This is a genomic window from Streptomyces sp. NPDC018026, from assembly GCF_044327745.1.
GTDB lineage: Bacteria > Actinomycetota > Actinomycetes > Streptomycetales > Streptomycetaceae > Streptomyces > Streptomyces rubrogriseus.
The window spans coordinates 127,176-152,073 of record NZ_JBIRFY010000016.1 but is presented as its reverse complement, the minus strand read 5'-3'; the positions used below and the strand labels follow the sequence as shown (position 1 = coordinate 152,073).

Genomic DNA, 24,898 nt, shown 5'->3' with positions numbered 1-24,898 from the left:
TGACGGGCCGTCAGTCGGTGTAGTTCTTCCCCGGAGGCCGGCCGGGCACCGGCTTGCCGACGAGGGCGACCGGGGTGAACAGGCTGAAGTGGCTCAGGGCCATGGTGAGGTGCCAGATCTCGTCGGTGTCGTAGTGCCGGGAAAGCCGGGCGAACAGGTCGTCACTCACCCGGTCCCCGAACGGGTTCGGGGTGAGGACGGCCTCCGCGAGTTCCAGCGCGGCACGCTCGGGACCGGTGAAGCAGGGGGCGCTCTGCCAGGTCGCCACGGCCGTGACGCGCCGCTCCTCCTCGCCGGCCTTGCGCAGGGCGTCGGTCGCCGCGACGCCGTGGTAGGTGCTGCCGATCAGCTGTGCGGTGCGCAGGCGCATCAGAGTGAGGGTGGACTGCGGGACCGGCCCGGCGCGGAGGGCCTTCTGCACGGCCCCGGACAGGGCCCCCAACTCCGGGAAGAGCCCGGTGGGGTCGGGCAGGCGGGACCGTACCCCGTCCTGCCCCGCGGTGCCGGCCGTGTCCTCGGTGCTGGTCGTGTCCTCGGTGGTGGTCATGGCGAAGTCGCTCCTCGGGTCGGTTCGGACGTCGTTCCACCTCTCCGACACCGTGGCGCCCCGAAGTGTGAGCCCGCGCCCCGGGCCGGGGCCCCGGCCCGCATGTCACACACGGCCGCGCTGTCGCGTCGTAGGGGAGTGAGGACACGCGCGCACGCGGCAGAAGGAGCGTCGGAAGCAATGACCACCCGATCCGCGCCGGTCACCGGCGAGCGGCGGCAACTGATCAACGTGGCCTACCGGATGCTCGGCTCGCTGGCCGACGCGGAGGACGCCGTCCAGGAGGCGTACGCCCGCTGGTACGCGATGCCCGCGGACCGGCGGGAGGCCGTCGGGACCCCGGGGGCCTGGCTCACGACGGTCGTCAGCCGGGTCTGCCTCAACCACCTCCGGTCCGCCCGGACCCGCCGGGAGCACTACGTCGGCCAGTGGCTGCCCGAACCGCTCGCCGACCCGGCCGAACGGAACGGCGCCCGGCCGCCCGGACTCGCCGCCGACCCGGCCGATCTGATCACCCTCGACGAGTCGGTCGGCATGGCCTTCCTGATCGTCCTGGACTCGATGTCCCCCGCCCAGCGGGTCGCCTTCGTCCTCCACGACGTCTTCCGCTATCCGTTCCCCGAGGTGGCCCGGATCGTCGGCCGTACGCCGGCCGCCTGCCGCCGGCTGGCGTCCACGGCGCGCCGGGCGGTCCGCACCGCGCAGGAGTCCGCCGCCACGTCGACGGCGCAGGACGCGGCCGTCGTACGCGCGCTCAAGCGGGCCTGGGAGACCAGCGACGTCGACGCGCTCATCCGGCTCCTCGACCCCGAGGTGACCGCGGTCGGCGACGGGGGCGGCGTGGTGCGCGCCCTGGAGCACCCGCTGCGGGGCAGCGAGCCGATCGTGCGCGGCCTGCTCCGCTTCGGCCCGCGGCAGTCCGGGCAGACGCTGCTCGAACGCACGGTCAACGGGCGGCCCGGCCTGGTCGGCTGCCAGGACGGCGCCGTCGTGACGGTGTACTCCTTCGGCGTCGCGGACCACCGCGTCCGCCACCTGTGGGCCATGCGCAACCCCGAGAAGCTCCGCTCCTGGGCGACGGCCCCGGCCGCATGAGCCGGGGGAGGCCGGGCGGCCGGGGCTCCGGTCAGCCGGCGAGGTCCAGCCACTGCCCGACGGCCAACGCGTGTGCGCGCCGTCCGGCGTGCCCGCGGAACTCGGCCGCCGGGTCGGCGACCTCGACATAGCCCGGGATCTTGTCCGGCTGCTCCGGCTCGTAGTGGATCGGCACCGCGTACCGGGCGTCGAGGATCTCCGCCACCGCGGCGGCCTGCCTCGGGTCCAGCGCGGCGGGCACCGGGCTCGGGGGCTGCAGGTGCGGTGCGTCGACCACGGCGCCGTTGGCGGGCAGGAACACCGCGTCGAACGGGCTGAACCGGCGCGCGACCAGCCACCAGAAGCCGTGGAACATCGTGTCGCCGCCGTGGAAGATCCGCTGTCCGTCGGCCTGCACCACCCAGTTCACCTGCGGGTCGCCCAGCCCGTCCACGGCGGGGACCGCCGTGACGCGGAACGGCCCGAGGTCGCGCGTGGACCAGACGTCCACGACCTCGGCCGCCAGCCGGTGCCGGACCAGCTCGCGCTCGGCCAGGAGCGTCGTCACGTTGTCCACGTCGTCGCCGTGACCGGGCCCCGGCCGCAGCACCGGCGCACCGGGCGTCAGCACGTCCGCGAGGGCGGACGCGTCGGTGTGGTCCCGGTGCAGGTGGGTGACGAGTGCGGCGGACGCCCTTGCGCCCGGCGCCGCCACGTTCTCGCCGGGCTTCCATCCCGTGAACAGCGGCGAGAGGTCCCGCACGTAGTCGATCAGCAGTCGCTCGCCGCCCGCCTCGATCTCCACTCCGGCCCAGCCCAGCCGTCGCACCCGCATGTCGCACTCCTTCGGTCGGTGGAGCTCCGGACGTTAGCGTACGAGCGTTCGCTAAATCAATAGCGAACGCCCGTACGCTATAGTCGTCGCATGTCACCACGTCGCTCAGCGGCCGAAGCGCAGGCCACCCGGGGCCGGATCCTCGGCCGTGCCGCCGAGATCGCCTCCGAGGAAGGGCTGGACGGCATCACCATCGGCCGGCTCGCCGAGGAGCTGGAGATGAGCAAGTCCGGGGTGCACAAGCACTTCGGCACCAAGGAGACGCTGCAGATCTCCACCCTGGACAAGGCCTTCGTGGACTTCTGGCACCGGGTGGTCGAGCCGGTGCTGGGCGAGCCGCCGGGCCTGCGGAGGCTGCGGGCGGTGTGCGCCAACTCCGTGGGCTACCTGGAAGAACCGCTGCTGCCCGGCGGCTGCCTGATGACCGCGGCACTCAGCGAGTACGACGGCCGCCCCGGGCGGGTCCGCGACGCGGTGGCCGAGGTGTGGTCGCGCTGGCGGGAACAGCTGCGGGCGGACCTGGCCGCGGCGGTGGACAACGGCGAGCTGCCCGCCGGGTTCGACGTCGACCAGGCGCTGTTCGAGATCGTCGCCGCCGGGCTGGCGCTCAACGCGGCCATGCAGCTCCAGCACGACCGGACGGCCGCGGACCGGGCCCGCCGCGCGATCGAACGGGCCCTGGACCAGGCCGGACCGGACTCCTGACGCCGGCCCTGTGTCTACGGCCCCGTCACGCCGGCAGTGAAGCCGCCGCGTCCGTCCCCCAGCTCGCCAGCAGGCGGAGCCCGTCCGCCGACGGGGACCCGGGCTCGGCGTGGTACGTGATGAAGGCCTGCTCGTCGTCGTCGACCAGGCGGAACGTCTCGAAGGACAGGGTCAGGTCACCGACCAGCGGGTGCCGCACCCGCTTGACGCCGTAGCTCTTCTCCTTGACGTCGTGGGTGGCCCACAGGCGGCGGAACTCCTCGCTCTTCACGGAGAGTTCGCCCACCAGCGCGGACAGCCTCGGGTCGTCCGGGTGCCGGCCCGCGTCCATGCGCAGGAAGCTGACCATGTCGTAGGCCTTCTGGTCCCAGTCGACGAACAGCTCGCGGTAGTCCGGGTTCAGGAAGACCAGCCGCGCCCAGTTCCGCTCGGCGGGCGGCAGCTTGCCCCAGTCGCCGAAGAGCGCCGCGGCCATCCGGTTCCAGGCGAGGATCTCGGAGCGGCGGCCGGTCACGTACGCGGGCACCGTGTCGATCGACTCCAGCAGCTGGAGCAGCGCCACCCGCACCGGCTGCCTGCCCCGCGGGGCCCCGGCCCGCCTGCGCTGCTGCTTCGGCTTCGCCAGGTGGGTCAGGTGCGCCTGCTCGGCGTCGGTCAGCCGCAGCGCCCGGGCGATCGCGTCCAGGACCTCGGCCGACACGTTCTGCCCGTTTCCCTGCTCAAGACGGGTGTAGTACGCCACCGACACCCCGGCCAGCTGCGCCAGCTCCTCGCGCCGCAGTCCGGGCACCCTGCGCTGCCGCCCGTACGACTCCAGGCCCACGTCCTCCGGCTTCAGCCGAGCCCGCCGGGTGCGCAGGAACTCGCTCAGTTCGGCCCGCCGGTCAAGCTGTCCGTCCATGCTTCCAGTATTGCCGGACGTATTCCCGGTCGTACGCACCTGAGCCTGTCCCCGTCAGTGGTACGCACGCCGGTCGTACGCAAAGCCGTGGTCTGGGTGGATCCGCAGGTCGCAGGCAGGGTGGCAGCATCACCCAGTCACGCCAAGAGAATCCCGGAGAACCCGGCATGACCACTGTCGCCGCGTACGCAGCACCCGCCGCCAAGGCACCGCTGGAGCGCACCACCATCGAGCGGCGCGAGGTGCGTGAGCACGACGTCCTGATCGACATCAAGTTCGCCGGCATCTGCCACTCCGACATCCACCAGGTCCGCGAGGGCTGGGGCGAGGCCATCTTCCCGATGGTCCCCGGCCACGAGATCGCGGGCGTCGTCTCCGCCGTCGGCCCCGGCGTCACCCGGTTCGCCGTCGGCGACCGCGTCGGCGTCGGCTGCATGGTCGACTCCTGCCGCGAGTGCGAGAACTGCAAGGCCGGCCGCGAGCAGTACTGCACCGGCGGCAACGTGATGACGTACAACGGCATCGGCAAGGACGGCGAGCCCACCTACGGCGGCTACTCCGAGAAGGTCGTCGTCGACGAGAACTTCGTCCTCGGCATCCCCGAGGGCATCTCCCTGGACGAGGCCGCGCCCCTGCTGTGCGCCGGCATCACCACGTACTCCCCGCTCAGGCGCTGGAACGCGGGCCCCGGCAAGAAGGTCGCCGTCGTCGGCCTGGGCGGTCTCGGCCACATGGCCGTCAAGCTCGCGCACGCCCTGGGCGCCGAGGTGACCGTGCTGTCGCAGTCCCTGCGCAAGAAGGACGACGGACTGAAGCTCGGCGCCGACCACTACTACGCCACCAGCGACCCGGCCACCTTCGAGGAGCTGGCCGGCACCTTCGACCTGATCGTCTCCACGGTCTCCGCGCCGCTCGACTTCGGCGCCTACCTGGGGCTGCTGAAGACGGAAGGCGCCCTGGCCAACGTCGGCGCCCCCGAGGAGCCGGTCTCCCTCAACCTGTTCGCGCTGCTCGGCGGCGGCAAGTCCCTCTCCGGGTCGATGATCGGCTCCATCGCCGAGACCCAGGAGATGCTGGACTTCTGCGCGGCGCACGGCATCGGCGCCGAGATCGAGCTGATCGCCGCGTCCGAGGTCAACGAGGCCTACGAGCGGGTGCTCGCGAGTGACGTGCGGTACCGCTTCGTGATCGACACCGCGACGATCTGATCCCCCGGGAAGATCTTTTCGGATTCTTCGCCCTCCCTGTCACACGGCCGCCCCGCCCCGGGTCATACCGCCACCACACACGGCGGACGTCCGGGCGGGGCGGTCCCACATCGGCCCCCACCCCGCCTCCCGGACGCCACGGACACCGGGAGCAGCAGCCATGACCCACCCCTCGACCTCCACGACGCCCCTCCTGGTCACCGGCGGCACCGGAACCCTCGGCGGCCACGTCCTCCCGCTGCTGCGGGCGGCCGGTCGGGACATCCGCGTCCTCACCCGGCGCCCCCGCCCCGACGCGGACGGCATCACGTACGTCACCGGTGACCTGCGCACCGGCGAGGGCGTCGAGGCCGCCGTCGACGGCGTGCACACCGTCCTGCACCTGGCCGGCGGCCCCAAGGGCGACGACGAGGCGACCCGCACCCTGGTGCGCGCCGCGGTCGGCGCGGACGTACGGCACCTCGCGTACATCTCGGTCGTGGGCGCCGACCGCGTCCCGCTGGCCTGGCTGCGCACCAAGCTGGAGTCCGAGCGGGCGATCGCCGGCTCGGGGATCGGCTGGACGGTGCTGCGGGCGGCCCAGTTCCACGAGCTGACGCTGACGGTGATCGAGAAGATGACCCGGCTGCCGGTCCTCCCGGCCCCGGGCGGGCTGCGTCTGCAACCGGTCGCCGCCCGCGAGGTCGCCGCGCGGCTGGCCGAGCTGACGCTGGCCGAGCCGTCCGGCCGGGTGCCCGACATGACCGGCCCCGAGGTCCACGATCTGGCCGCGCTGGCCCGTTCCTACCTCGATGCGCGCGGCGGACGCCGGCGTCCGAGGCTGCCGGTGCGCATTCCCGGGAAAGCGGGGCGCGCGTACCGTTCTGGCGAGAACCTCACCCTGGAAGACGCACTGGTCGGCAAGGTGACGTGGGCCGAATTCCTGGCGGAGAGGATGACCGTATGAGTTCTCCCGGTATTTCTGGCCGAAAGTCGGCGCACTCGAAGAATATGCGCATGACAACTATTGCAAAGCGAATGAAAACCTTCGCCCCCACCTCCGCAAAGGGTGCTGAATTACCGTTTCTGCAAGCGAATTTCGGCGAGATGCTGAATGCGGCACACAGCATGCCCGCCGGAACCCGACGGGCATTGCTCCGTCGCGTTCGCAAGGAGATGGCAACGTGGTGCGAAGCAGGGCGAAGGCCGCGGCCGACGCCGCCGACCGGCTGCTGAAGGCCGGTCAGCTGCTGCGGAAGTCCCCGACCACCCTCGACCTGAGGGCCGTGTACCGCACGGACCAGAAAGTCAATGACAGTCCTTATCGGGAGCGGTGGGCGCATGACAAAGTCGTGCGCTCCACGCACGGCGTCAACTGCACGGGTTCCTGCTCGTGGAAGGTGTACGTCAAGGACGGTCTGATCACCTGGGAGACCCAGCAGACGGATTATCCGAGCGTCGGTCCCGACCGGCCGGAGTACGAGCCGCGCGGCTGCCCGCGCGGCGCCTCCTTTTCCTGGTACACCTACTCGCCCACCCGTGTTCGCCATCCGTTGGCCCGCGGTGTCCTCGTGGAAATGTACCGGGACGCCAAACGCCGGCACGGCGGCGATCCCGTGGCCGCCTGGGCCGAGCTGACCGGTGACCCCGACAAGCGCCGCCGCTACCAGCGCGCCCGCGGCCACGGCGGCTTCGTCCGCGTCGACTGGGACGAGGCGCTGGAGATCGCCGCCGCCGCCCAGGTGCACACCATCGCCGAGTACGGCCCCGACCGGGTCGCCGGGTTCTCCCCGATCCCCGCCATGTCCATGGCCTCGCACGCGGTCGGCGCCCGCTACCACTCCCTCATCGGCGCCCCGATGATCTCCTTCTACGACTGGTACGCCGACCTGCCGATCGCCTCGCCGCAGGTCTTCGGCGACCAGACCGACGTACCGGAGTCGGGGGACTGGTGGGACGCCGCCCACCTGATGCTGTGGGGTTCCAACGTCCCCGTCACCCGCACCCCGGACGCCCACTGGATGGCGGAGGCCCGCTACCGGGGCCAGAAGGTCGTCGTCTCGCCCGACTACGCGGACGCCACCAAGTTCGCCGACGAGTGGCTGCACCCGCACCCCGGCACCGACGGGGCGCTCGCGATGGCCATGGGGCACGTGCTGCTCACCGAGTTCTTCGTGCGGCGGCAGGTGCCGTACTTCACCGACTACGTGAAGCGCTTCACCGACCTGCCCTTCCTGGTCGCCCTCGACGAACACGCGGCGGGGAGGTACACGCCCGGCAAGTTCGTCACCGCCGCCGACCTCGGGCTCGGCCGGCACGCCGACGCCGAGGCACGGGCCTGGATGCCGGTGCTGATCGACGCCGACACCGACGACGTCGTCGTCCCGAACGGCACCCTCGGCGACCGGTGGGGCAAGGGCGGCGCGGGCCGCTGGAACCTCGACCTGGGCGGGACCGACCCGCTGCTGACCCTGCACGGGCACACGGGCGGCCGCTCCGACAACGGTGTCGAGGTGGTGCTGCCCCGCTTCGACGAACCCGGCGCCACCGTCGTGCGCGGCGTACCGGCCCGGGAGATCGGCGGCCGGCTCGTCACCACCGTCTACGACCTGCTGCTCGCCCAGTACGCCGTGGCCCGGCCCGGACTCGCCGGCCGGTGGCCCACCGGCTACGACGACGCCGAGGAACCCTGCACCCCCGCCTGGCAGGAGCGCATCACCTCCGTCCCGGCGGACGCGGCGGTCCGCACCGCCCGGGAGTTCGCGCGCACCGCCGAGCAGACCCGGGGCCGCTGCATGATCGTCATGGGCGCCGGGACGAACCACTGGTTCCACTCCGACACCATCTACCGCTCCTTCCTCTCCCTGCTCATCCTCACCGGCTGCCAGGGCGTCAACGGCGGCGGCTGGGCGCACTACGTCGGCCAGGAGAAGGTCCGCCCGTACACCGGCTGGCAGCAGCTGTCCACGGCCGCCGACTGGGTCCGGCCCTCGCGGCAGATGGCGGGCACCCCGTACTGGTACCTGCACACCGGCCAGTGGCGGTACGAGTCGCACGCCGCCGACGCCCTCGCCCCGCCCACCGCGCCCGGCACCCTCGCCGGGCGCCACACCGCCGACCTGGTCGCCCAGTCCGCCCGGCTCGGCTGGATGCCGTCCTACCCGACCTTCGACGCCAACCCGCTCGACCTCGGCCGCCGCGCCCGCGAGAGCGGCCAGGAGCCCGGTGACTGGATCGCGGAGCAACTCGGCTCGGGCGCCGTCGACTTCGCCTGCGAGGACCCCGACGCGCCCCGCAACTGGCCGCGCGTCCTGACCGTGTGGCGGGCCAACCTGATCGGCTCCTCCGCCAAGGGCAACGAGTACTTCCTGCGCCACCTGCTCGGCGCCCGCGACGGCGCCACCGCCGACGAAGCCCCGCCCGAGCACCGGCCGCGCTCCGTGGCCTGGCGGGACGACGCCCCCGAGGGCAAGCTCGACCTGCTGCTGAGCCTCGACTTCCGGATGACCTCCACGACGCTCTTCTCCGACCTCGTGCTGCCCGCCGCCACCTGGTACGAGAAGCACGACCTGTCCTCCACGGACATGCACCCCTTCGTGCACGCCTTCAGCCCCGCGATCAACCCGCCGTGGCAGGCCCGCACCGACTTCGAGATCTTCCACTCCCTCGCCCGCCGGCTGAGCGAACTCGCCGCCGGCCGCCTCGACACGGCGTACGACCTGATCGCCACCGCCCTCCAGCACGACACCCCCGGCGAGACCGCGCAGCCCGGCGGCCGGGTCACCGACTGGCGCGACGGCCGCACCCCCGTCGAGCCGGGCCGCAACGCCCCTCAGGTCCACCTGGTCGAACGGGACTACACGGCCGTCGCCGACCGGCTCGCCGCCTTCGGGCCGCTGGCCGAGGAGCACGGCATGACCGTCAAGGGCGTCACCGTCAACCCGCACGAGGAGGCCCGCTGGCTCGCCGCCCGCTGCGGCACCGCCCCCGCCGGACCGGCTCACGGGCGCCCCCTGCTCGACACCGACGTCAAGTTCTGCGAGGCGATCCTCGCCCTGTCCGGCACCACCAACGGCCGCCTCGCCGCCGAGGGCTTCGACCGCCTCGCCGACCGCGTCGGCCCGGGCGCCGGGCTCGCCGAGCTGGCCGCCTCGGTGGCGGAGCGGCGCGTGGTCTTCTCGGACACCCAGGAACGGCCCGTCCAGGTCGGCGCGAGCTTCGAGTGGTCCGGCAAGGAGGCGCCCGACCGGCGCTACTCGCCCTTCACCGTCAACACCGAGCACAAGAAGCCCTGGCACACCCTCACCGGCCGCCAGCACTTCTACGTCGACCACGACTGGATGGCCGAGCTGGGCGAGCAACTCCCGGTCTACCGGCCCCCGCTGAACCTGGCCGAGCTGGGCGACGCCCCGACGACGGCAGGCGAGGGCGACGGCCGCGCGGTGACCGTCCGCTACCTCACCCCGCACGCCAAGTGGTCCATCCACTCCGAGTACCAGGAGAACCTGCTGATGCAGACCCTGGCCCGCGGCGGCCCCGTCATCTGGATGAGCCCCGCCGACGCCGACGCGATCGGCGCCGCCGACAACGACTGGGTGGAGGCCGTCAACGCGCACGGCGTCGTCGTCGCCCGCGCGATCGTCTCGCACCGCGTCCCGGACGGCACCGTGCTCATGTACCACGTTCAGGAACGCCTGGTGAACGTGCCGAAGTCGGAGGCGAACGGCCGCCGCGGCGGCGTCCACAACTCCCTCACCAAGCTGCTGGTCAAGCCCACTCACCTGATCGGCGGCTACGGCCAGCTCTCCTTCGCCCCCAACTACTACGGCCCCACCGGCAACCAGCGCGACGCCGTTACCACGATCCGGCGCCGCTCCCAGGAGGTCACCTACTGATGCGCGTCATGGCACAGGTGGCGATGGTCATGAACCTCGACAAGTGCATCGGCTGCCACACCTGCTCGGTCACCTGCAAACAGACCTGGACCAACCGCACCGGCACCGAGTACGTCTGGTTCAACAACGTCGAGACCCGCCCCGGCCAGGGCTACCCCCGCGGCCACGAGGACCAGGAGAAGTGGAAGGGCGGCTGGCATCTCAAGGGCGGGCGCCTCGTCCCGCGCACCGGCGGCCGCGCCCGCCGCCTCGCCCGCCTCTTCGCCAACCCCGAACTCCCCACCCTCGACGACTACTACCAGCCCTGGACCTACGACTACGAGAACCTCACCACCGCGCCCCTGGGCGACGACATCCCCACCGCCCCGCCCCGCTCGGCGATCGACGGCCGCCCCACCGCGATCACCTGGGGCCCCAACTGGGACGACGACCTCGGCGGCGGCCCCGACCAGCTCGCCGCCGACCCGCTGCTGGCCCGGATGAGCGAGCAGGTCCGCCTCGACTACGAGCGGGCGTTCATGTTCTACCTGCCCCGCATCTGCGAGCACTGCCTCAACCCGTCCTGCGTCGCCGTCTGCCCCTCCGGCGCCCTCTACAAGCGCGTCGAGGACGGCATCGTCCTGGTCGACCAGGACCGCTGCCGGGGCTGGCGGATGTGCGTCAGCGGCTGCCCGTACAAGAAGGTCTACTTCAACCACGCCACCGGCAAGGCCGAGAAGTGCACCTTCTGCTACCCGCGCATCGAGGCCGGTGACCCGACCGTCTGCTCCGAGACCTGCGTCGGCCGGCTGCGCTACCTCGGCGTCATGCTCTACGACCCCGACAAGGTCGGCGCCGCCGCCTCCGTCACCGACGAGAAGGACCTGTACGAGGCCCAGCTCGGCTGCTTCCTCGACCCCGACGACCCCGAGGTGGCCCGCGCGGCGGAAGCCTCCGGCATCCCGCACGACTGGGTCGAGGCCGCGCGCCGCTCCCCGGTGGGCGCCCTCATCAGCCGGTACCGCGTCGCGCTCCCGCTGCACCCGGAGTACCGCACGATGCCGATGGTCTGGTACGTGCCGCCGCTCTCCCCGGTCGTCGACGCCCTCACCGGCAGCGGCCACGACGGGGAGGACCCGGCCGCGCTGTTCGGTGCGATCGACACGCTGCGCATCCCCCTCGGCTACCTCGCCGAACTCTTCACCGCGGGCGACCCGGGGCCCGTCGAGGCCGCCCTGTGCCGGCTGGCCGCGATGCGCTCCCACATGCGGCGCGTCAACCTCGGCGAGGAACAGGACCCGCGGATCGCCGAGTCGGTAGGTCTCGACGAGCCCGGCATCCTGGAGCTGTACCGGCTGCTCGCGCTGGCCAAGTACGACGAGCGGTACGTCATCCCGACCGCCTACACCGGCTCGGTCCCCGACCCCGGCGGCACCGGGGCGGGCTGCAGCCTGGACGGCGTGGGCGGGCCGGGGATGATGCCGGAGGGCGCGGGCGGCGGCTCCGGCTTCGGCTCCGGCTCCGGCTTCGGCTCCGGCGAGTTCGACCCCGGCGCCTTCCACGCGCCGCCGACCGCCGGGTCCGGCACGTCGTCCGCGCTGCGCGGCCGGGTCAACCTCCTGAACTGGAACGGGACGGGACGCCCGGACGGCCTTTTCCCGCGCGCCCGCGGCACCGTGCGGACGGAGCCCGAGCTGTGAGCCATAGCCGCAGCCGCAGCCGCAGCCTCAGCCGTGCCGCGACGACCACCACCGCACCGGTCGTATTCCAGGCCGCCGCCCTGCTGCTGGCCTACCCGGACCGGGACTGGCCCCGCCGCCCGCGCACCGTCCGCGAGACGGTCGCCGAGCTCCCCGGCCCCGAGGTCCAGCTCCTGCTCTCCTTCTGCGACCGGGCGGAACGGGAGGACCCCCTCGCCGTGGCCGCCCGCTACGTCGCCACCTTCGACCGCAGCCGCCGACGCTGCCTCTACCTCACCTACTACACCGACGGCGACACCCGCCGCCGGGGCGCCGCACTGGCCCGCATCAAGTCCGTGTACCGCACCCACGGGTGGCTGCCGCCGGACGACGAACTGCCCGACTTCCTGCCGCTGATGCTGGAGTTCGCCGCCCGCACCCCCGAGGCGGGCACCGCACTGCTGACCGAACACCGCGCGGCGATCGAGGTCCTGCGCTACGCCCTCGAAGCCCACCGCAGCCCCTACGCCGCCCTCCTCCGGGCCGTCGGCCGGTGCCTGCCGGGCCGGGCACCGGCCAGCCGCGAGGAGGCCCTGCGCCTGACCCGTACCGGTCCGCCGACCGAGGCGGTGGGCCTCGACGTCCTGGGACCCTTCCCCGCCCAGCCCCGGCCGCACGACGACGGAGAACGCCGATGAAGCACCTGCACACCGCCCTGTGGGGCGTGCTGCCCTACCTGACCCTGGTGGTGCTGGTGGCGGGGACGGCCTGGCGCTACCGCTACGACCGCTTCGGCTTCACCACCCGGTCCAGCCAGCTGCACGAGAGCAGGCTGCTGCGCATCGCGGGCCCGCTCTTCCACTACGGCCTGCTGTTCGTGATCGCCGGTCACGTGGCCGGGCTCCTGGTCCCCGAGTCGCTGACCGACCGCCTCCACGTCAGCGAGCACCTCTACCACGCCAACGCCCTGATCGCGGGCGGCACCGCGGGGCTGGCGACCCTGGCGGGCCTCGCCCTCCTCCTGTACCGCCGCCTGCGCACCCCCGCGATCCGGGCCGCGACCGGCCGGAGCGACCGAGTGGTCTACCCCCTGCTGATCACGGTCGTCCTCGCCGGACTGACGGCCACCGCGTCCGGCGCGACGGCGGCGTCCACGTACGACTACCGGCTCGGCGTCTCCGTCTGGTTCCGCAGCCTGTTCGCACTGGACCCGGACGTGACCGCCATGGCCGAGGCGCCGCTGGTCTACCGCCTGCACGCACTCCTCGCCATGGCCCTGTTCGCCCTGTGGCCCTGCACCCGCCTGATCCACGCCTTCACGGCACCGCTCGGCTACCTGGTGCGGCCGTACGTCGTGTACCGCCACCGGGGGCGCGGCGAGGTGGGAGCGGGGCGGCCGGGGCGCTGACGGATCGGCGTCCGTCGTTCAGCGCCCGCCGTTCAGCGTCTGCCGTTCAGCGTCCGCAGCTCAGCGGGCGGTCGCCGGGTGGCGCCGCCGGCGCAGCGCCGGGTCGAGCAGCGCGGGCGTGGCGTCGAACTTCTCGTGTGCGGCGAGGTCGGTCCCCGGCACGACGACGGCGTCGACCGCGTCGAGGACGTCGTCGGAGAGCACGGTGTCGGCGGCGGCGAGCTGGGAGTGGAGGTGGTCCAGGGTGCGGGGCCCGACGAGCGCGGCGGTGACGGCCGGGTGCGCGGTGACGAAGCCGAGCGCGAGCTGGATCAGGCTGAGCCCGGCCTCGTCGGCCACCGCGGCGAGCTTCTCGACGGCGTCGAGCCGGGCCCGGTTGGCGGGCAGCGCGGTGTCGAAGCGCTCGGGCAGGATCTCGGACCGGTGCGTGGCGATCTCCCGCCCCGCGCGCACCGCGCCGGACAGCCAGCCCGAGGCCAGCGGGCTCCACACCAGCACGCCGAGCCCGTACTGCTCGGTCACGGGCAGCACATGGCTCTCGGCCCCGCGCTGGAGGAGGGAGTAGCTGGGCTGCTCGGTGACGTACCTGCTCAGCCGGTGCTCACGGGCGGCCCACTGGGCCTCGACGATGCGGTGGGCGGGGAAGGTCGAGGAACCGAAGTACCGGATCTTCCCGGCCCGCTGCAGGTCGGTGAGGGCCGACAGCGTCTCCTCGTCGCTCGTGGCCGGGTCCCACCGGTGGATCTGGTACAGGTCGACGTGGTCGACGCCGAGGCGGCGCAGGCTGTTGTCCAGCGCGGTGACCAGCCAGCGGCGTGAGGAGCCCTGGTGGTTGGGTTCGTCGCTCATCGGCATGTTCGCCTTCGTGGCCAGCACGATGTCGTCGCGGCGCCCGGCGATCGCCTTGCCGACCATCTCCTCGGACTCGCCGCCGCCGTACATGTCGGCGGTGTCGATGAGGTTGATCCCGCCCTCCAGGGCGGCGTCGACGATGGCGGTGGCCTCGTCCTGGGTGGTGCGTCCGATGCTGCCGAAGTTCATGGCGCCGAGGGCGAGCGAGCTGACCTGCACACCGGTGCGGCCCAAGGTGCGGTACTGCATGACGGTTCCTCCGTTGGGGGGGGGCATGACTTGGTGGCGGGCCCGGTGCTCTGGCATCATGAGGACACCAAGCGGAACACCGTCCCGTTTACTCGGTCAACAATACGGAACGGTGTCCCGTTTATCAATCGGTGAAGGGAACGGCACGGTGAAGGACGGCGGAGCGGCAACGGGACAGGCGGCCTCCCGGCCCAAGCGCGCGGACGCCCGGCGCAACGAGAAGACCCTGCTCGACGCGGCCGCCGCGGTGTTCGTCAGATCGGGCGTGGAGGCCCCCGTGCGCGACATCGCGGCCGAGGCCGGCGTCGGCACGGCCACGATCTACCGCCACTTCCCGACCCGGGCCGACCTCATCATCGGCGTCTACCGGCACCAGGTGGAGGCCTGCGCCGAGGCCGGTCCCGCCCTGCTGGCGAGCAGCCCGACCCCGTACGCCGCGCTCGCGGGCTGGATCGACCTGTTCGTCGACTTCCTGGTCACCAAGCACGGCCTCGCCGCGGTCCTGCAGTCCGACAGCGCGGGCTTCGAGACCCTCCACGCGTACTTCCTCGACCGCCTCGTCCCCGTCTGCACCGACCTCCTCGCCGCCGCCACCGACTCGGGCGAGATCGACACCGACGTACCGGCCCTGGCGCTCATGCGCGGTGTCGGCAACCTCTGCATCGGCGCGGAGACCCCCAACCCGAGTTACGACGCACGGCAATTGGTGCGCATCCTGATCGCGGGACTGCGCCGACGGGACTGATCCCGGGCCCGGTCGCGAAGGGCGGCGAGTGGATGTGCGCGGCAGCGATTGCTGGATAAAGTCGACCCGCTACAACTGGTTGTGGGGACAACCGGTGCTGGGGGGAGGGCTGACAACCCATGAGTCGTCGCACCACGGGGCCCTTGGGGCTCTGGGCCGAGATGCAGCGGCAGCGACAGCGCCGGCTGGAGGCCGAGGAACGGCAGCGCAGACAGGAGGCCCGGCAGGCGCGGGCCTACGAGCGGCGAGCCGCTCAGAGCTATCGCGAGTACAAGCAGGCCGACGCGATCCGCCGCACCGAGGAGCTGGACGCACGGGTCGCGGCGCTCCAGGACCTGCTGGCCTCGGGGTGCCGGGCATCGGTCTTCCTGCCCTCCGCGTTCATGCGCGCCGAAGAGCTGCCGTCCCTGGCCGCGGTGATCGACGGAGTCGGACGCCGTGAGCCCGACGCCGTCGTCGAGTACTTCTCCGCGGCGCTCTACACCTCGACGGCCTGGCCCGAGGGGTTCCCCCGCCAGGTCGCCATGACCTACGACCCCGTGGCCCGGCAGCTGGTGCTCGACTGGGAGCTGCCCGCGGGCGATGTCGTCCCGCAGTCCAAGTACGTGCGCTACATGTACGCGGCCGACCAGTACCGGGAAACCCCCCGCCCGGTGGGACAGCGCAGGGCCCTCTACAAGGAAGTCATCGCGCAGTGCGTGCTCCTCGTGCTGCACGAACTGTTCGCCGCCGACGAGTCCGGCGCCCTGGAGTCGGTGGCCCTCAACGGCTTCGTCGACGGACACGACCCCACGACGGGCCGGCCGGACCGCATCTTCCTGGCCACCGTCATGGCCGAGCGCTCCTCCTTCCGCGAACTGCACCTGGCCCAGGTGGACGCGGAGAGCTGCCTGGCCGACGCGCTGCGCGGGCAGGTGTCGGCCCGCCCCGACCAGCTCGTCGCGGTCAGGCCGGGCCGCCGGCCCGAGGAGGTCGGCCACCGGGTCACCACCCACGGCGACGGCGAGGAACCCGATCTGTACGAGATGGACCCGATCGCCTTCGAGGGCCTCGTGGCCGAGCTGTTCGAGGCCATGGGGATGCGGGCGGTCACCACGCAACGCTCCAACGACGGCGGGGTGGACGTCCGCGCGCTGGATCCGACCCCGATCCGGGGCGGACAGATCGTCGTCCAGGTGAAGCGGTACCGCAGCACGGTGCCGCCCACCGCGGTCCGCGACCTGTACGGGACCGTGCAGGACGCCGGGGCGAACAAGGGCGTCCTCGTCACCACGTCGGGGTTCGGCCCCGGCTCGCACACCTTCGCCAACGGCAAGCCGCTGGAGCTGGTCTCGGGGGCCGAACTCGTCGACCTGCTGCACCGCCACGGCCTGCGTGGCCGGCTGGGCGACGGCGGCCGCCCGGACTCCACCCCGCCGCCCGCCCCGGACCCGTCGGTGCCCGACGACTACAACATCCTCGGCATGTCCTGGTCCGGGAGCGTCGCCCTGGACGTGTGCGCCCTGGTGTGCCGGGGCAGCCGGATCCTGACCGACGACCACTTCGTCTTCTACAACAACCCGCGGACCCCGGACGGCTCGGTACGGACGCTGTCCGCCACGGCACCCGACAAAGCCGCGCTCTGTGCCTCGTTCGACACCCTGCCGGACGACGCCGACCGCCTCGTGCTGGTGGCCGCCGTCGACCCGGAGGCGAACCCGGACGCCGACCTGTCCGGTTTCACGGACGCCCGCATCCGCCTGCTCGACCCGGCGCTGACGGAACTGGGGCAACTCCAGGTCTCCGACGGCCGCCCGCACGAGACCGCCCTGGTCCTGGGCTCCTTCCGCCGCAGGTCCAACGGCGACTGGGACTTCGTCGTGGGCGGGAGGGGCTACTCGGGCGGCCTGGAGGAGCTGCTGCGCGACTTCGGCGTCGAAGTGGACTGACGACGCGTCCACGGCGCCGGCGCCATCACGACCGCAGGCTGCTCAGCACTACCTCCGCGGCGGCATACGGCCGCTCCGGGGGCAGCAGGCGCTGGAAGAACGGTCTCCTGACCCGCCTTGGCCGCCCACCCGCAGCAGAGGAAGATGTTGCCATGGTTGATCACTCTCGCGGTATATCGCCCATGTCCCTCGTGGACGAGGAGCGGGCATACACGCTCTGCGGTGACACGGCGGCCACGGAGAGCTTTACCTTCGGGAGCGCCACTGTTGGCATCGGCGACGCCGGGACACTGATCATTGTGGCAGCTGGGGATGCCCTCGACAGAAGCTGCGTCTGGAACGCTGATGAGGTCCGCCTTCTCGGCCCTGCTCCGACTCCGGTAGGGCAACGGCTCCTGGAAGAGCCCTGGGAGCGAGGCGCAGGTGAAGCGCAGTTGCCTGTTCACCTGGCGGCGCGCAACTCGGAGGGGCTCGTCTATCTCGGCACCGGATCCGTGACTGAGGCCGGAACGGTCGTTCGACCGGGTAGCGGCGTACACGTTCTCTCCGACTGCTCCCTTCGGCTCCATTCGCCCCTGAGCAAGCTCGACTTGGCCCGGGTGCGTCCCGATCTCCCCCCATCGGGCCTCCCGACCCTTGAGTGGCTCCGGCATGTGGACGGTCAGCGAGCCAGTGCGCTCGAACAGTTCGTCACCGGCTGGTACCCCATTGAGTCCGAGACGGACGAGTCACCGTCGAATTTGGAGCCTCCCCGGGATCTGCCCGACGGATTGAGGAAGTTCTACCGGCTGGCACAGCACCGCCCACGCTGCCTGGGAGTGCAGAACCGACTCTTTCGCCCTTCCAAGCTTCATACCGACGCCACCGGGGAGATGCTCGTCTTCGGCGAAGAGAATCAGGGAGGCTTCTTCTGGTCGCTGCCGTGGACGCTCGACGGCCCCGAAGCGGATCCGACCGTCTGGTTCAGTGAGGACGACCAACCGGCGATCGCCGAGCAGGAACCACTCAGTGGCTTCCTCATCCAGTTCTCGCTCTTCGAGGCCTCCATGGGCGCCGACTACGTCGCGCTGTCCCATCGGCTCGCCGCAGAGCAGGTCGACCGGCTCGCCGAGGCACTCCTTCTCGTGCCGTTGCGCCCGTTCTGGCCTGCGGCTCCCACGCGCTTCTACGTGGCTCCGGGCCTCGTCCTGCATGTCACAGACGAAGGAATCGGCAACGGGTTCAGCGCCTGGGCCGGCGCCACCCACCGCAGTGCCCTCGCCCCCTTGGCCAACCTGGTCGAGTGGGACCGGTTCGACGGCTGAGACCGCGAGACACACCGGCTTCGAGCGCGGCGAGCGGTCGCCACACTGCGATCTCTCTGGCAAGCCCAACGAGACGACTCCTCGCAAGGCGTATGACGCCCCCTGTGAAGTCTGTGAACGCGGCTTGATGACCCACGTCAAGCCTCGCTCACAGACCGCTTGCGGCCGCACTCCTGTGCCTCAAGAAGTTCGTCACCGTGCTCGACCACCCAGTGTCCCAGCGCCAGCATCGGGCCCTCGACCAAGCTCCGCCCCAAGCCGGTCAGGGCGTAGTCGACACGTGGCGGTGCCTCGGCGTGGGCATGGCGCTCGATCAGCCCGCTCGTGAGCAGGCGGTGCAAGGAGTCGGTCAGAACCTTGTCGCTGAGGCCGCCGATGGCGGCACGCAACTCGCGCCGTCGCCGCGGTCCCGAACGCAGCGCCGCCAGCACGACGGGATCCCAGGTATGGGCGAAGAGGTCGGTGGCCGCGCGTAAACGGCAATCGGCGACCAACTCGTAGCAGTGAGCCTCATGATCAGTCATCTCACCGTCCATCATCGCGCGCCGGTCGCGCACCGATCGGTGCGTAACGCCTTCCCTACCGTGACCACTCGACCGACCACTGGGGAAGAGGCACGGACACATGCGCATCGGAATCCTGGGAACAGGCACACTGGCGGCGGCCCTGGGTGAGGGTTGGGCACGTGCGGGACATGAGGTGGTGATCGGCGGACGGTCGCGGGTCAAGGCGGAGAAACTCGCTGAGCGGCTGGACCACCAACTGCTCGCTGTCGCACCGCGTGAAGCGGCCACCGGGCGCGACGCGGTGCTCCTGGCCGTCTCCTGGGCCGGTGTCGAAGAGATGCTGGGAATGGCGGGCGCGTCCGACGGCGTACTCGAAGGAGTGCCGCTGATCGACCCCACGAACGCCGTGACGCACGGCGTCGGCACCCTGCTCACCGAACCCGGCGAGACGATGGCGGGGAGGGTCGCCGGACTCGCCCCGGGATCCCTGGTCGTGAAGGCGTTCCATCTCTTTCCCGCTGACCAGTGGACGAGCCCACCCCGTGATGGTCAGCCCCGTGTGACGGTGGCGATGTGCGGCGACGACCCGACCGCCCTGCACGTCGCCGGTGAACTGGTCCGTGCTGTCAACGGAGTACCGCTGACTCTGGGACCACTGGATCGCGTTCGTCAGTTGGAGGAGGTGGCGGGTTTCGTGATCGGCTTGGCCTTCGCCGGCTTCGACCCCCGCTCCGCCGTCCCGCACGTTCCCTCGAAGGACGGGCACGCCGGCTCACAGAGCTAGACGTATCTCTCGCCCGCTCGATGACCTGCCACGGACAGGGGCTGTGACGCGCCGAGTGTGGAGTAGTTCGAGTGAAGGGTTGTCGGATCCCGGCGCAGGAGGCGCTCCAAAATCGGTGGCTTCCCGACCTGGCCGACTCCACGCTGTACGCCATGGAAGAACCGCTCCGCAGAATCCGCGCGCTCCACACTGCGTCCACGATCACCGTCTACCAGGCGTACCGCCCGGAGATCGGCAGGCCCGCCGCCCGCGAGGGCCGTTTCCCCGCCGCGTGGAAACCGGACCGCATGACGTGGATCAAGCCCAGTTTCATGTGGATGATGTACCGCTCCGGTTGGGGCGCGAAGGAGGGTCAGGAGACCGTCCTCGCCGTCGAGATCACTCGCGACGGCTTCGACTGGGCGCTGCGCAACGCGTGCCTGTCGCACTACGTTCGCGAACTGCATCCCGATCGCGTCGCCTGGCAGCGTGACCTCAAACGCTCACCCGCGCGCGTCCAGTGGGATCCCGAACGCGATCTGCACCTGCGTCCCCTGCCGTACCGCTCGCTGCAACTGGGACTCTCGGGCGAGGCATCGTCGCGCTACGCGAACGAATGGATCGTGTCCATCCGCGACGTGACCCCGCTCGCCCACCAGATCCGCACACTCGTCGACAGCGGCGAACTGGACACAGCAACCCGACTGCTCCCCAAGGAACTGCACTACCCCGCCGGTGACGAACTACTGGCCCACCTGAGTGGCTGACCGGCGGTCCGGACACGGCGCGACAAACCACGGCCGCTAGCGTGCGCCAGCATGGGCACGGACATTTATGGCGGGGTCGAGTTTCATCACCCTTATGCAGGCACCGAGGACTACGACGGTGAACCATGGGTGACCGCAATGGATCTGTGGCCTCTGTACGACGAGACCGACTACACGGCCTTCGGTCTTCTCTTCGGAGTGCGCAATTGCGCAGGCTTTCCGCCCCTTGCGCCCGGTCGTGGCCTTCCTGTGGACCTGTCGAACGCTATGCGCTCGCACCTGGCCTCTTGGGTTGCCCGGGGCGAGCTGGACGGCGCGAGCTGGGTCAGTTGGCGGGAGCTCGCTTCCATCGATCCTGCGACCCGGCCTGAGTACTTCGTCGGCCGAGTGGCCTGGCACGAGAAATCGCGTCCGTGGATGTTGCATCGCCGGCTCGTATCCCATCAGTGGCCGTCGGAGGTCCTGTCTGTGGTCGGCGTGCCACCCGTGGAGGCGGGCAGCGGCTCAGAACCAGTCGAGTGGACCACCGGTGACTTGGTCTGCGCCTACGAACCTCTGACCGCGGGCGCTGTGCTGGGGTCGGAGACTCACTGGACGCACGTGTTCGCCGTGATGAAGGCTCTGGCCGGCCGGTTCGGCGACGACGGCGTCCGCCTGGTCGTGGCCTTCGACTGACAGCACATGCCCCGGAGGCTTGCCTCACACACGACTCCGGCCGACCGACCTCTGCCCCCTGCAACGGCCGGTTGAGGTCTGTGAACGCGGCATGATGATCCACGTCATCCTGTCCCGCTTCCGGGCGGCGGGGAGGCCGATCTCCCGCCATGGACGGCCACTCAGGCGTTCCACTTACGCCACGACGTGGGCCGGGATGCCGCCGGCCACATGATCGTGGTCGGGGTCGTACTCCCACCGCCACCCGCTGGTCACCGGGAGTGCAGCCCGACGGCGGTGTGCGCCTGGTCGAGGATGCGTCCGATCTCGGATGCGGCTTGTCGAGCCTGGGCAGCGTCGCCCGACGCGGCGCGCTCCTCCCAGCTGCGCAGGTCCGCCGACAGGCCTGGCTGGCGCTGGATGTAGACATAGGCGGCCCACTGGGCGATGAACCGTTGCAGGGGAGCCAGATCTGAGCCCTGCCGGGACTGGTCCGCCGCCTGATCAAGCTCGCGTGTGAACGCGGGCAGCGCCGCCGGCGTGATCTGGAATCCTTGTGGACCCCCGCGTGTTGCACACAGGGTGGGCACGGAGGCCGGTGACGTGTGGGCCGAGAGGGCCCGGACGACCGAGCCGAGAGATTTTGGAGGGCCGCGATGGCTGCGCAGACACAGAGGGCCGTGCTGGCGGGCGGATGCTTCTGGGGGATGGAGGAGCTGATCCGTCGGCTCCCGGGCGTGACCGCGACCCGGGTCGGATACACCGGGGGTGACGTGCCGAACGCGACGTACCGCAATCACGGCACGCACGCGGAGGCCATCGAGATCCTCTTCGACCCCGAGGCGACCGACTACCGCGCGCTCCTGGAGTTCTTCTTCCAGATCCACGACCCGAGCACCAAGAACCGCCAGGGCAACGACATCGGCCTCAGCTACCGCTCGGCGATCTACTACGTGGACGACGAGCAGAAGCGGGTCGCCGAGGACACGATCGCCGACGTGGACGCCTCCGGACTGTGGCCCGGCAAGGTCGTCACCGAGGTGGAGCCGGTCGGCCCCTTCTGGGAGGCGGAGCCGGAGCACCAGGACTACCTGCAGCGTTACCCGGACGGGTACACCTGCCACTTCCCGCGCCCCGGGTGGCGACTGCCCGCCCGCAGCGAGGGCTGAGCCTCCGGGGCTCGGCGGGACGAGGCTCAAAGGGACGCGGTCCGGCCGGTGACGGCCGGACCGCGTCGCTGTGAGCGCGCCCGGCACTCAGTGCGGCAGCGTGGCCGGGCTGCCGCCGTTCGCCTCGTACCCCGCGACCGCCAGCGCGCGGTAGACCGCGAACTCCGCCGCCGGGTCGGTGGACAGCGTCCAGGGCAGGGCGCCCACGTGGCCGTCTATGACCGTCAGCTGGTTCATGGCCTCCGCCCAGCGCTCGCCGCGGACCAGGAAGAACACCAGAAGGTGGCGGACGTGCGCCTGCATGGGGTCGTCCGGGCGGGCCGAGTGGACCGCGTGCAGGGCGCCGTGGACGGCCTTGGTGACGACCTCGCTCTGGTAGAAGCCGCTGACCAGATTGACCTCGGGCAGGTGCTCGAAGACCGCGAAGAGCGGCATCGCCGCCAGCAGCGAGCCACGCGGGGCTCTGGCGGCCGCCGCCTCCGCGAAGGAGTACGCCAGCTCGCGCGAGCCGTGCCACTTCTCGCACCAGTACTGCAGGGCGGCCAGGTGCGCGCCCATGTGGTTGGGGGCGCGGTCGAGGATCTTCAGCCAGAGCTGCTCGAACTCCTCGCGCGAGTAGCCGAGACCGCGGGCCACCGACAGCTCGACGATGTACGGGATCGGGTCCCCGGGCGCGAGAAGGGCCGCCTCGCCGCAGGCCGCCTTCGCCTCCTCCATGATGATCCGGAAGTCGTCCGAGCCCGGCGTCGCCGTCCGCCACGCCTGCTGCACCAGGAACTCGGCGTGCACCGCCGCCCCGCCCGCGTCCTTGGGCGCCTCGGCCCGCCACACCCGCAGCCACTGCCCGCCCGGGGTCTCCCCGACCCCGCCCGGCCGCTGCCGCAGCTCCAGCGACGCGGCGCCGGCGAAGGCCTGGACACGCTGCCAGCGCCGCTCGCCCTCCGCCTCCGTGCCGGCCAGGAGCTGTCGCGCCCCCCGGTAGTCCTGGGTGCGCTGCACCAGATCGAGGACGTCCAGCAGGTCCTGGTCGGGACCGGGCATCCGGATGTCCAGCTCCTCCTCGCGCGCGAAACCGTAGTTCGCGGGGTCGGCGGCGTCCGGGTGGCCCGGCTCGACCAGGCCGACCGCACCGCGCCGGCGCCGCGAGATTTGGAGCAGCACGAAGCCGAGCATGACCAGTGCCATCAGGACCCAGAGAATCTCCATGCCTCAAGCGAACCAGACGCCGCCGACAATTGGCCAACCCGTCCCCCGGCCTGTGGAAAACGCGTGTGGCGTTCCGCACGGCTACCCTCGGTGCCCATGAGCGACAGGCACATCAGTCAGCACTTCGAGACGCTCGCGATTCACGCGGGCAACACCGCCGATCCCCTGACGGGCGCGGTCGTCCCGCCGATCTATCAGGTGTCGACCTACAAGCAGGACGGCGTCGGCGGGCTGCGCGGCGGCTACGAGTACAGCCGCAGCGCCAACCCGACCCGCACGGCGCTGGAGGAGAACCTCGCCGCCCTGGAGGGCGGCCGTCGCGGCCTCGCGTTCGCGTCCGGACTGGCGGCCGAGGACTGCCTGTTGCGTACGCTGCTGCGCCCCGGCGACCACGTGGTGATCCCGAACGACGCGTACGGCGGCACCTTCCGCCTCTTCGCCAAGGTCGCCACCCGGTGGGGCGTGGAGTGGTCCGTGGCCGACACGAGCGACGCCGCCGCCGTGCGGGCCGCCCTCACCCCGAAGACCAAGGCGGTGTGGGTGGAGACGCCCTCCAACCCGCTGCTCGGCATCACCGACATCGCGCAGATCGCGCAGGTCGCCCGGGACGCCGGCGCCCGGCTCGTCGTCGACAACACCTTCGCCACCCCCTACCTCCAGCAGCCGCTGGCCCTCGGCGCCGACGTCGTCGTGCACTCGCTGACCAAGTACATGGGCGGGCACTCGGACGTGGTCGGCGGCGCGTTGATCGTGCGCGACCAGGAGCTGGGCGAGGAGCTGGCCTTCCACCAGAACGCGATGGGCGCGGTCGCCGGGCCCTTCGACTCCTGGCTGGTGCTGCGCGGCACCAAGACCCTCGCCGTGCGCATGGACCGGCACAGCGACAACGCGACCAAGGTCGCCGACATGCTCTCCCGGCACGCGCGCGTGACGAGCGTGCTGTACCCGGGGCTGCCCGAGCACCCGGGGCACGAGGTCGCCGCCAAGCAGATGAAGGCGTTCGGCGGCATGGTGTCGTTCCGCGTCGAGGGCGGCGAGCAGGCCGCCGTCGAGGTGTGCAACCGCGCGAAGGTCTTCACGCTCGGCGAGTCCCTCGGCGGCGTCGAGTCGCTGATCGAGCACCCGGGCCGGATGACGCACGCCTCCGCGGCGGGCTCCGCCCTGGAGGTGCCCGCCGACCTGGTGCGGCTGTCGGTAGGCATCGAGAACGCCGACGACCTGCTGGCCGACCTCCAGCAGGCGCTGGGCTAGGCCCTGAGGGGGAGGGCTCTCACCAGCCCTCCCAGCCGGTCACGGGTGGGGTTGTCTCCGAGGGCGGCTCCACCCAGGGCTGCACGGTCAGCGCCCACACCGTGAACGCCACGGCCGCGGCGCCCAACAGCAGCCACATCAGGCGGCGGGCGGCGGTCCTGCGCCGCAGCATGCGGGCGCCTCGGCGGACGGCCTCCGCGTAGAGGTCGGGCGGCACCCGCGGCGGCGACTGCTCCATGATCTGCCGTGCGGCGGCCTCGCGCCGGGGGCGGTTCACCGGCACCTCCCCGGGCG

General features: G+C 71.6%; 24 protein-coding genes. 16 read left to right on the top strand and 8 right to left on the bottom strand.

Features of this window, described 5'->3' with window-relative positions; all coding sequences use genetic code 11:
• Window positions 1–10 precede the first annotated feature (10 nt).
• The gene (locus ACH4D3_RS35220; RefSeq protein WP_398330991.1) at window positions 11–547 is read right to left on the bottom strand and encodes a carboxymuconolactone decarboxylase family protein; all 537 of its coding nucleotides are present in this window, start codon (window positions 545–547) and stop codon (window positions 11–13) included.
• Window positions 548–727: 180 nt separating this feature from the next.
• Here ACH4D3_RS35220 and sigJ point away from each other — a divergent pair, with 180 nt between their 5' ends.
• Complete coding sequence (gene sigJ, locus ACH4D3_RS35215; RefSeq protein ID WP_398330989.1) at window positions 728–1,642, top strand: RNA polymerase sigma factor SigJ; 915 nt, start codon at window positions 728–730, stop codon at window positions 1,640–1,642.
• A gap of 31 nt (window positions 1,643–1,673) precedes the next feature.
• On the opposite strand, the gene ACH4D3_RS35210 is transcribed toward sigJ, so the two are convergent.
• Window positions 1,674–2,456, bottom strand: coding sequence for an MBL fold metallo-hydrolase (locus ACH4D3_RS35210; RefSeq protein WP_398330986.1), 783 nt, complete (start codon window positions 2,454–2,456; stop codon window positions 1,674–1,676).
• Between the two features lie 90 nt (window positions 2,457–2,546).
• Between ACH4D3_RS35210 and ACH4D3_RS35205 the strand changes: the two genes are divergently transcribed.
• Complete coding sequence (locus ACH4D3_RS35205; protein ID WP_398330983.1) at window positions 2,547–3,161, top strand: TetR family transcriptional regulator C-terminal domain-containing protein; 615 nt, start codon at window positions 2,547–2,549, stop codon at window positions 3,159–3,161.
• 25 nt (window positions 3,162–3,186) lie between these two features.
• On the opposite strand, the gene ACH4D3_RS35200 is transcribed toward ACH4D3_RS35205, so the two are convergent.
• Window positions 3,187–4,062, bottom strand: a complete 876-nt coding sequence (locus ACH4D3_RS35200) for a helix-turn-helix domain-containing protein (protein WP_398330980.1) — start codon at window positions 4,060–4,062, stop codon at window positions 3,187–3,189.
• 167 nt (window positions 4,063–4,229) lie between these two features.
• Here ACH4D3_RS35200 and ACH4D3_RS35195 point away from each other — a divergent pair, with 167 nt between their 5' ends.
• The 6 genes from ACH4D3_RS35195 (at window position 4,230) to narI (ending at window position 13,210) form a co-directional block, all read left to right on the top strand.
• Entirely contained in the window at window positions 4,230–5,270 is a 1,041-nt protein-coding gene (locus ACH4D3_RS35195; protein WP_398330978.1) for an NAD(P)-dependent alcohol dehydrogenase, read from the top strand.
• A gap of 160 nt (window positions 5,271–5,430) precedes the next feature.
• The gene (locus tag ACH4D3_RS35190; protein ID WP_398330975.1) at window positions 5,431–6,216 is read left to right on the top strand and encodes an SDR family oxidoreductase; all 786 of its coding nucleotides are present in this window, start codon (window positions 5,431–5,433) and stop codon (window positions 6,214–6,216) included.
• A gap of 217 nt (window positions 6,217–6,433) precedes the next feature.
• Window positions 6,434–10,144 (top strand): nitrate reductase subunit alpha, encoded by a 3,711-nt coding sequence (locus tag ACH4D3_RS35185; protein WP_398330972.1) that lies wholly within the window; start codon window positions 6,434–6,436, stop codon window positions 10,142–10,144.
• The gene (gene narH, locus ACH4D3_RS35180; protein ID WP_398330969.1) at window positions 10,144–11,823 is read left to right on the top strand and encodes a nitrate reductase subunit beta; all 1,680 of its coding nucleotides are present in this window, start codon (window positions 10,144–10,146) and stop codon (window positions 11,821–11,823) included. The genes ACH4D3_RS35185 and narH overlap by 1 nt, the downstream gene beginning before the upstream one ends.
• Window positions 11,820–12,500 carry a nitrate reductase molybdenum cofactor assembly chaperone gene (gene narJ / locus ACH4D3_RS35175; protein ID WP_398330966.1) on the top strand — a complete coding sequence of 227 codons (681 nt, stop codon included), beginning with the start codon at window positions 11,820–11,822 and terminating at the stop codon, window positions 12,498–12,500. Before narH ends, narJ begins: the two co-directional genes overlap by 4 nt.
• The gene (gene narI, locus ACH4D3_RS35170) at window positions 12,497–13,210 is read left to right on the top strand and encodes a respiratory nitrate reductase subunit gamma (protein WP_398330963.1); all 714 of its coding nucleotides are present in this window, start codon (window positions 12,497–12,499) and stop codon (window positions 13,208–13,210) included. Before narJ ends, narI begins: the two co-directional genes overlap by 4 nt.
• A 60-nt stretch (window positions 13,211–13,270) precedes the next feature.
• On the opposite strand, the gene ACH4D3_RS35165 is transcribed toward narI, so the two are convergent.
• Window positions 13,271–14,311 carry an aldo/keto reductase gene (locus ACH4D3_RS35165; protein ID WP_398330960.1) on the bottom strand — a complete coding sequence of 347 codons (1,041 nt, stop codon included), beginning with the start codon at window positions 14,309–14,311 and terminating at the stop codon, window positions 13,271–13,273.
• Between the two features lie 148 nt (window positions 14,312–14,459).
• Here ACH4D3_RS35165 and ACH4D3_RS35160 point away from each other — a divergent pair, with 148 nt between their 5' ends.
• The 3 genes from ACH4D3_RS35160 to ACH4D3_RS35150 all read left to right on the top strand — a co-directional run bounded on the left by ACH4D3_RS35160 (window position 14,460) and on the right by ACH4D3_RS35150 (window position 18,288).
• The gene (locus ACH4D3_RS35160; protein WP_398330957.1) at window positions 14,460–15,056 is read left to right on the top strand and encodes a TetR/AcrR family transcriptional regulator; all 597 of its coding nucleotides are present in this window, start codon (window positions 14,460–14,462) and stop codon (window positions 15,054–15,056) included.
• Window positions 15,057–15,175: 119 nt separating this feature from the next.
• Window positions 15,176–16,984 carry a restriction endonuclease gene (locus tag ACH4D3_RS35155; protein WP_398330954.1) on the top strand — a complete coding sequence of 603 codons (1,809 nt, stop codon included), beginning with the start codon at window positions 15,176–15,178 and terminating at the stop codon, window positions 16,982–16,984.
• A gap of 191 nt (window positions 16,985–17,175) precedes the next feature.
• Window positions 17,176–18,288, top strand: a complete 1,113-nt coding sequence (locus ACH4D3_RS35150) for a hypothetical protein (RefSeq protein ID WP_398330951.1) — start codon at window positions 17,176–17,178, stop codon at window positions 18,286–18,288.
• Window positions 18,289–18,425: 137 nt separating this feature from the next.
• Here ACH4D3_RS35150 and ACH4D3_RS35145 read toward each other — a convergent pair whose 3' ends face one another.
• Entirely contained in the window at window positions 18,426–18,845 is a 420-nt protein-coding gene (locus tag ACH4D3_RS35145) for a winged helix-turn-helix transcriptional regulator (RefSeq protein ID WP_398330948.1), read from the bottom strand.
• A 67-nt stretch (window positions 18,846–18,912) separates the two neighbouring features.
• Here ACH4D3_RS35145 and ACH4D3_RS35140 point away from each other — a divergent pair, with 67 nt between their 5' ends.
• The 3 genes from ACH4D3_RS35140 to ACH4D3_RS35130 all read left to right on the top strand — a co-directional run bounded on the left by ACH4D3_RS35140 (window position 18,913) and on the right by ACH4D3_RS35130 (window position 20,999).
• Window positions 18,913–19,578: an NADPH-dependent F420 reductase gene (locus ACH4D3_RS35140; RefSeq protein WP_398330945.1), complete on the top strand. Its 666-nt coding sequence runs from the start codon at window positions 18,913–18,915 to the stop codon at window positions 19,576–19,578.
• Between the two features lie 152 nt (window positions 19,579–19,730).
• Window positions 19,731–20,324: a DUF4291 domain-containing protein gene (locus ACH4D3_RS35135; protein WP_398330942.1), complete on the top strand. Its 594-nt coding sequence runs from the start codon at window positions 19,731–19,733 to the stop codon at window positions 20,322–20,324.
• 51 nt (window positions 20,325–20,375) lie between these two features.
• Entirely contained in the window at window positions 20,376–20,999 is a 624-nt protein-coding gene (locus tag ACH4D3_RS35130) for a hypothetical protein (RefSeq protein WP_398330939.1), read from the top strand.
• 251 nt (window positions 21,000–21,250) lie between these two features.
• Here ACH4D3_RS35130 and ACH4D3_RS35125 read toward each other — a convergent pair whose 3' ends face one another.
• On the bottom strand, window positions 21,251–21,568 hold the full coding sequence (locus ACH4D3_RS35125) for a DUF6247 family protein (protein WP_398330936.1): 318 nt from the start codon (window positions 21,566–21,568) through the stop codon (window positions 21,251–21,253).
• A 66-nt stretch (window positions 21,569–21,634) separates the two neighbouring features.
• Between ACH4D3_RS35125 and msrA the strand changes: the two genes are divergently transcribed.
• Window positions 21,635–22,147, top strand: coding sequence for a peptide-methionine (S)-S-oxide reductase MsrA (gene msrA / locus ACH4D3_RS35120; RefSeq protein ID WP_398330933.1), 513 nt, complete (start codon window positions 21,635–21,637; stop codon window positions 22,145–22,147).
• A gap of 87 nt (window positions 22,148–22,234) precedes the next feature.
• Here msrA and ACH4D3_RS35115 read toward each other — a convergent pair whose 3' ends face one another.
• On the bottom strand, window positions 22,235–23,353 hold the full coding sequence (locus ACH4D3_RS35115) for a hypothetical protein (protein WP_398330930.1): 1,119 nt from the start codon (window positions 23,351–23,353) through the stop codon (window positions 22,235–22,237).
• 96 nt (window positions 23,354–23,449) lie between these two features.
• Between ACH4D3_RS35115 and ACH4D3_RS35110 the strand changes: the two genes are divergently transcribed.
• Window positions 23,450–24,604, top strand: coding sequence for a cystathionine gamma-synthase (locus tag ACH4D3_RS35110; RefSeq protein WP_398330927.1), 1,155 nt, complete (start codon window positions 23,450–23,452; stop codon window positions 24,602–24,604).
• A 19-nt stretch (window positions 24,605–24,623) separates the two neighbouring features.
• On the opposite strand, the gene ACH4D3_RS35105 is transcribed toward ACH4D3_RS35110, so the two are convergent.
• Window positions 24,624–24,881 carry a hypothetical protein gene (locus ACH4D3_RS35105; RefSeq protein ID WP_356860379.1) on the bottom strand — a complete coding sequence of 86 codons (258 nt, stop codon included), beginning with the start codon at window positions 24,879–24,881 and terminating at the stop codon, window positions 24,624–24,626.
• Window positions 24,882–24,898: the final 17 nt, after the last annotated feature.

Bases quoted from the DNA above. Each gene is read 5' to 3' on its own strand.
- ACH4D3_RS35220 (WP_398330991.1), bottom strand. From the start codon at position 547: ATGACCACCACCGAGGACACGACCAGCACCGAGGACACGGCCGGCACC.
- sigJ (WP_398330989.1), top strand. From the start codon at position 728: ATGACCACCCGATCCGCGCCGGTCACCGGCGAGCGGCGGCAACTGATC.
- ACH4D3_RS35210 (WP_398330986.1), bottom strand. From the start codon at position 2,456: ATGCGGGTGCGACGGCTGGGCTGGGCCGGAGTGGAGATCGAGGCGGGC.
- ACH4D3_RS35205 (WP_398330983.1), top strand. From the start codon at position 2,547: ATGTCACCACGTCGCTCAGCGGCCGAAGCGCAGGCCACCCGGGGCCGG.
- ACH4D3_RS35200 (WP_398330980.1), bottom strand. From the start codon at position 4,062: ATGGACGGACAGCTTGACCGGCGGGCCGAACTGAGCGAGTTCCTGCGC.
- ACH4D3_RS35195 (WP_398330978.1), top strand. From the start codon at position 4,230: ATGACCACTGTCGCCGCGTACGCAGCACCCGCCGCCAAGGCACCGCTG.
- ACH4D3_RS35190 (WP_398330975.1), top strand. From the start codon at position 5,431: ATGACCCACCCCTCGACCTCCACGACGCCCCTCCTGGTCACCGGCGGC.
- narH (WP_398330969.1), top strand. From the start codon at position 10,144: ATGCGCGTCATGGCACAGGTGGCGATGGTCATGAACCTCGACAAGTGC.
- narI (WP_398330963.1), top strand. From the start codon at position 12,497: ATGAAGCACCTGCACACCGCCCTGTGGGGCGTGCTGCCCTACCTGACC.
- ACH4D3_RS35165 (WP_398330960.1), bottom strand. From the start codon at position 14,311: ATGCAGTACCGCACCTTGGGCCGCACCGGTGTGCAGGTCAGCTCGCTC.
- ACH4D3_RS35155 (WP_398330954.1), top strand. From the start codon at position 15,176: ATGAGTCGTCGCACCACGGGGCCCTTGGGGCTCTGGGCCGAGATGCAG.
- ACH4D3_RS35140 (WP_398330945.1), top strand. From the start codon at position 18,913: ATGCGCATCGGAATCCTGGGAACAGGCACACTGGCGGCGGCCCTGGGT.
- ACH4D3_RS35135 (WP_398330942.1), top strand. From the start codon at position 19,731: ATGGAAGAACCGCTCCGCAGAATCCGCGCGCTCCACACTGCGTCCACG.
- ACH4D3_RS35130 (WP_398330939.1), top strand. From the start codon at position 20,376: ATGGGCACGGACATTTATGGCGGGGTCGAGTTTCATCACCCTTATGCA.
- msrA (WP_398330933.1), top strand. From the start codon at position 21,635: ATGGCTGCGCAGACACAGAGGGCCGTGCTGGCGGGCGGATGCTTCTGG.
- ACH4D3_RS35115 (WP_398330930.1), bottom strand. From the start codon at position 23,353: ATGGAGATTCTCTGGGTCCTGATGGCACTGGTCATGCTCGGCTTCGTG.
- ACH4D3_RS35110 (WP_398330927.1), top strand. From the start codon at position 23,450: ATGAGCGACAGGCACATCAGTCAGCACTTCGAGACGCTCGCGATTCAC.